General features: G+C 65.4%; 6 protein-coding genes. All 6 read right to left on the bottom strand.

The features are described 5' to 3' along the window. Positions 1-617, bottom strand: a 617-nt coding sequence (locus B3587_RS14165) for a DUF5684 domain-containing protein (RefSeq protein WP_292729825.1), incomplete at its 3' end; no start/stop codon positions are given. Between the two features lie 110 nt (positions 618-727). After that, entirely contained in the window at positions 728-1,480 is a 753-nt protein-coding gene (locus B3587_RS14160) for a YaaA family protein (protein WP_228177667.1), read from the bottom strand. Between the two features lie 127 nt (positions 1,481-1,607). Beyond that, positions 1,608-1,868 (bottom strand): F0F1 ATP synthase subunit epsilon, encoded by a 261-nt coding sequence (locus B3587_RS14155; protein WP_228177666.1) that lies wholly within the window; start codon positions 1,866-1,868, stop codon positions 1,608-1,610. A 2-nt stretch (positions 1,869-1,870) separates the two neighbouring features. Next, positions 1,871-3,319, bottom strand: a complete 1,449-nt coding sequence (gene atpD / locus B3587_RS14150; protein ID WP_228177665.1) for a F0F1 ATP synthase subunit beta — start codon at positions 3,317-3,319, stop codon at positions 1,871-1,873. A 23-nt stretch (positions 3,320-3,342) separates the two neighbouring features. Beyond that, positions 3,343-4,239: a F0F1 ATP synthase subunit gamma gene (locus B3587_RS14145; protein WP_228177664.1), complete on the bottom strand. Its 897-nt coding sequence runs from the start codon at positions 4,237-4,239 to the stop codon at positions 3,343-3,345. A 22-nt stretch (positions 4,240-4,261) separates the two neighbouring features. Beyond that, the coding region (gene atpA, locus B3587_RS14140; protein ID WP_292729819.1) for a F0F1 ATP synthase subunit alpha at positions 4,262-5,488 on the bottom strand (1,227 nt) is incomplete at its 5' end.

The following is a 5,488-nucleotide window of genomic DNA, read 5'->3' as shown; positions in this document are numbered from 1 at the left end:
GCGGCCGGAGGAGCGTATCCGGTCGGCGGAGCCGGCGGTGCCGCGTAGCCGGCTGCGGGGCTGGTTGCCGGGTTCGCGGGGTAACCACCGGCCGGAACCTGCGAGGGGATGCCGTCCCAGTTCGTACGGTCTCCCAGGAACCCGTTGCCCGCCCAGGGCGCGGCCGGGATCGCCGTGTTCCAACGCGACTTGTCGAAGGCCGCGATACCGAGCCAGACGATCGAGAGGAAGAAGTAGAGAATGAGCCAGACTGCCTCTTTCTGCAGCTTGAGGCCAACGCGCCAGGCAGCGAGCAGCGTCAGCACGAACGCGGCGAGGCCGATGAGCTGGCCGATGACGGGGATCCAGCCGAGCAGGATCGCCGCACCGATCGCGTAGAGGAGCAGCCAGGGGCTGAGGTCGCCGAGCTTGAGGAAGATCATGCCGTTGTAGACGGGCACCCACGCGCGCCACTTGCCCTGCACGCCAGCCTTGTCGAAGATCCTCATCAAGAAGAACGAGGTCAGGACGTAGCCCGCTGCGGCAAAGATGATCCAGAAGAAGGCGAAGAAGATCAGCAAGCCGATCGACGCGCCGTCGTTGTAATAGACGACCGAGGCGCCTACGTTTTCGAACATGAACGTTCCTCCCGAACGGTCAGGACTCGCACCTCGAGCCGGTGCGCGACGGGGCACTCGCCCGCTGCACCACATGCTAGCGATCCTTGAGCGTAGCTGTCAGTAGATTCTCAGCGTGGGGGCAAGATGAGCGTCATGACGTCGCCGTCGGGGGCCGTCTCGAACCCGGCGTCGCTCGCCCATCTCACGAACTGCGCTGTGTCCGCGAGGTCGGCGCTGGACTCCGCGAGAGCGCGGGTGAGCCGGCCCTTAGCGGCTTTGTTGAAGTGATTGAGCGCTCGCGTCTGCCCGTCCGGAGCCCGCGTCAGGACTCGCACGTAGGCGCTCCGCCCGACCGGTGCAGCCCCGAGCGCAACGTAGGCCTCGGACCTCAGGTCGAGCACAAACCCGCGGGTGTCACGGGCGAGCGCTGCCGCGACGGGACCGGCCCAGAGGCGCCGCTGCGAGGCGAGGCCGGGAAGACTGATGCCCGCACCCAGCCGGTAGGACGGAATGGGGTCCAGAGCACCGACCAGGCCGAAAGGCGCGGAATGGATCACGACATGGTCGCCGAGCCAGCGCCTGGCAGACGAGTCGAGACTCGAGGCATCCAGAGCGTCGAAAAGCACTCCCGTGTACCTGTCGATCGCCGGCATCGTCGGGGAGGTGCGCAGCGACCGGTTCGTTTCGATCTCGCCGCGCTGCTTCGGCCCGAGCTTCAGGACCTTGGCTGCGGCATCCGGGTCATCGCTCAGCCGCACCAGCGCGTCGATCACCGACTCGCGGATCGGCGTGAGTTCAGAAAACGCCAGACGGGATGCATCCCACGGCGCACCCTCTCCGCCTGGTCGCTTCGTCTCCGAGGGAGGCAGCAGGATCAGCACCGCATCTCCTCACCGAGAAAGGCGAAATCGCCGAGGTAGGACGGATGACGATGCATTCGTCCTACCTCGGCGATTCTTCCTACGCCCGTTCAACGCGGCCGAGGCCTACGCCGGGCGGATGCTGATGTCAGGCGACGAGAGCAGCGTTGCCGGCCACGATCGTGACGACATCGCTCTCGATGGAGAGGAAGCCGTCCTGAGCGTTCGCGACGACCTTGCTGCCGTCATCCTTCGTGATGCGCACCTGGCCCTCGGCGAGGATCGCGAGCACCGGCTCGTGACCCGCCATGAAGCCGATCTCACCCTCGACGGTCTTCGCGACGACGAGGGATGCCTCCCCCGACCACACTTCGGCGTCGGCGGAGACGAGGCTGACGTGCAGCGGCATGATCAGCCGTTCTCCTTCTGGATCTGCGCCCAGCGCTCTTCGACGTCGGAGATGCCACCCACGTTGAAGAACGCCTGCTCGGCCACGTGGTCGAAGTCGCCCTTGACGATCGCGTCGAACGACTCGATCGTCTCCTTGATCGGAACCGTGGAGCCCTCGACACCGGTGAACTTCTTGGCCATGTAGGTGTTCTGCGAGAGGAACTGCTGGATGCGGCGCGCACGCGACACGACGACCTTGTCCTCTTCGGAGAGCTCGTCGACACCGAGGATCGCGATGATCTCCTGCAGTTCCTGGTTCTTCTGCAGGATCTGCTTCACCGCGGTTGCCACACGGTAGTGGTCTTCACCGACGTACCGCGGGTCCAGGATGCGGCTGGTCGAGGTCAGCGGGTCGACCGCGGGGTACAGACCGCGCGAGGCGATCGCACGCGAAAGCTCGGTGGTCGCATCGAGGTGGGCGAAGGTCGTAGCCGGCGCCGGGTCGGTGTAGTCGTCGGCGGGGACGTAGATCGCCTGCAGCGAGGTGATCGAGTGACCGCGCGTGGAAGTAATGCGCTCCTGGAGCACACCCATCTCGTCGGCGAGGTTCGGCTGGTAACCCACAGCGGAGGGCATGCGGCCGAGAAGCGTCGAGACCTCGGAACCTGCCTGCGTAAAGCGGAAGATGTTGTCGATGAACAACAGCACGTCCTGCTTCTGCACGTCACGGAAGTACTCGGCCATCGTCAGCGCCGAGAGCGCCACACGAAGACGGGTCCCCGGCGGCTCGTCCATCTGACCGAAGACGAGGGCGGTCTTGTCGAAGACACCTGCCTCTTCCATCTCGTGGATCAGGTCGTTACCCTCACGGGTACGCTCACCGACACCGGCGAACACCGACACACCACCGTGGTCCTGCGCAACACGCTGGATCATCTCCTGGATGAGGACGGTCTTGCCGACGCCCGCACCACCGAACAGACCGATCTTTCCACCCTGCACGTAGGGGGTCAGCAGGTCGATGACCTTGATGCCGGTCTCGAACATCGTCGTCTTGGACTCGAGCTGGTCGAAGGCCGGCGCCTTGCGGTGGATGCCCCACCGCTCGGTGATCTCGATCTTCTCGCCCGGCTCGGCGTTGAGGACCTCGCCGGTCACGTTGAACACGTGGCCCTTGGTCACGTCGCCGACCGGCACCGAGATCGGGCCGCCCGTGTCACGGACTTCCTGACCACGGACGACACCGTCGGTGGGCTTGAGCGCGATGGCGCGGATGAGGTCGTCGCCAAGGTGCTGTGCGACCTCGAGGGTCAGCTCGCTGGACTCGCCCTCGATCGTGATCGTGGTGGTCAGCGCGTTGTAGATGTCGGGGATCGAGTCATGCGGGAACTCGATGTCGACGACGGGGCCGGTGACGCGCGCGACGCGGCCGACGACCGCGGTCTTCTCGGCGGTTGCGGTGGGAGTCATGGTCATTCTCTTTCGTGTCAGGTCTACTTGCCCGACGCCAGAGCGTCGGCGCCGCCGACGATCTCGGCGATCTGCTGCGTGATCTCGGCCTGTCGCGCGTTGTTGCGCAGGCGGGTGTAGTCGGTGATGAGCTTGTCGGCGTTGTCGCTCGCGGACTTCATGGCCTTCTGCGTCGCCGCGTGCTTCGCAGCAGACGACTGCAGGAGCGCGTTGAAGACGCGGCTCTGGATGTAGACGGGCAGCAACTGGTTCAGCACGGTTTCGGCATCCGGCTCGAACTCGTAGAGCGGGTACACCTGCGCGGATACCGACTCCTCGGCCTCGACGACCTCGAGCGGCAGCAGGCGGACCTGCTCGGGGCTCTGGGTCATCATGCTAACGAAGCGGTTGTAGACGAGGTGGATCTCGTCGACCCCTCCTTCGTCACCCCCGCGGTCGTAGGCATCCAGCAGCGCTGCCGCGATCTCCTCGGCGGTGTGGAAGTGCGGAGTGTCGGTGTCACCGGTCCACTGCGCCGCGCTTGCCATCTTGCGGAACTGGAAGTAGCCGACTGCCTTGCGTCCGACCAGGTAGAAGACAGGTTCCTTACCCTGGTCGCGCAAGAGCTGTGCAAGCTCCAGACCCTCGCGGAGGATCTGCGAGTTGAACGCGCCGGCAAGTCCACGGTCGGAGGCGAAGATCACCACGGCCGAGCGCCGGATGACCTCGCGCTCGGTCGTGAGCGGGTGATCGACGTTCGAGTGCGTGGCAACCGCCGACACCGCGCGGGTTACCGCGCGAGCGAACGGAGCTGACGCCCGCACGCGACCCATCGCCTTCTGAATGCGCGAAGCCGCGATGAGCTCCATCGCCTTCGTGATCTTCTTGGTCGTCTGGGCAGAAGAGATCTTCTGCTTGTAGACCCGGAGTTGTGCGCCCATGGTTTATCGCCCTCGCGCGCCCTTAGTGGCGGCCCTTGACGATCTTCTCCTGGTTGACGTCCTCGGCCTGCGCGGCGCCGACCTCTTCGTGGCCGGGCTTGGAGATCGCCTGACCCTTGCCGGAGCGGAACTCCAGCACGAAGTCGTCGACGACCTTCTCGAGCTCGGCGACGGTGTCGTCATCCAGCACGTTGGTCTCGCGAAGACGGTCGAGGATCGTCGTGTTGCGGCGCAGGAAGTCCAGCAGCTCGCGCTCGAAGGGCAGCACATCCTCGACCTCGATCGTGTCGAGCTTGCCGTTGGTGCCTGCCCAGATCGAGACGACCTGCTCTTCCACCGGGTACGGCGAGTACTGCGGCTGCTTGAGCAGCTCGGTCAGGCGCGCACCGCGGGCCAGCTGTCGGCGGGATGCCGCATCCAGGTCGCTCGCGAACATGGCGAATGCCTCGAGCGAGCGGTACTGAGCGAGCTCGAGCTTGAGCGTTCCCGAGACCTTCTTGATCGACTTCACCTGGGCGTCACCACCCACGCGCGAAACCGAGATACCCACGTCGACCGCGGGACGCTGGTTCGCGTTGAACAGGTCGGACTGCAGGAAGATCTGGCCGTCCGTGATCGAGATCACGTTGGTCGGGATGTAGGCCGAGACGTCGTTAGCCTTGGTCTCGATGATCGGAAGACCCGTCATGGAGCCGGCACCCAGCTCATCGGAGAGCTTGGCGCAACGCTCGAGCAGACGCGAGTGCAGGTAGAAGACGTCGCCGGGGTACGCCTCGCGGCCCGGCGGGCGGCGCAGCAGCAGCGACACGGCACGGTAGGCCTCAGCCTGCTTCGACAGGTCGTCGAAGATGATCAGGACGTGCTTGCCGCCGTACATCCAGTGCTGGCCGATGGCCGAGCCGGTGTAGGGAGCCAGGTACTTGAAGCCGGCGGGGTCTGATGCGGGAGCTGCGACGATCGTCGTGTACTCCATGGCACCGGCATCCTCGAGCGCGCCCTTGACGGAGGCGATCGTCGAACCCTTCTGACCGATGGCGACGTAGATGCAGCGGACCTGCTTTGTCGGGTCTCCCGACGCCCAGTTGTCCTTCTGGTTGATAATCGTGTCGATCGCGATCGCCGTCTTGCCGGTCTGGCGGTCGCCGATGATCAGCTGACGCTGACCGCGGCCGACGGGGATCATCGCGTCGATCGCCTTGATGCCGGTCTGCATCGGCTCGTGCACGCTCTTGCGCTGCATGACGCCCGG

Origin of the sequence: Microbacterium sp. UBA837, from assembly GCF_002296025.1 — a bacterium.
GTDB lineage: Bacteria > Actinomycetota > Actinomycetes > Actinomycetales > Microbacteriaceae > Microbacterium.
Note: the sequence above shows the minus strand (reverse complement) of the source record. Positions and strands in the feature narration are given on the sequence as shown.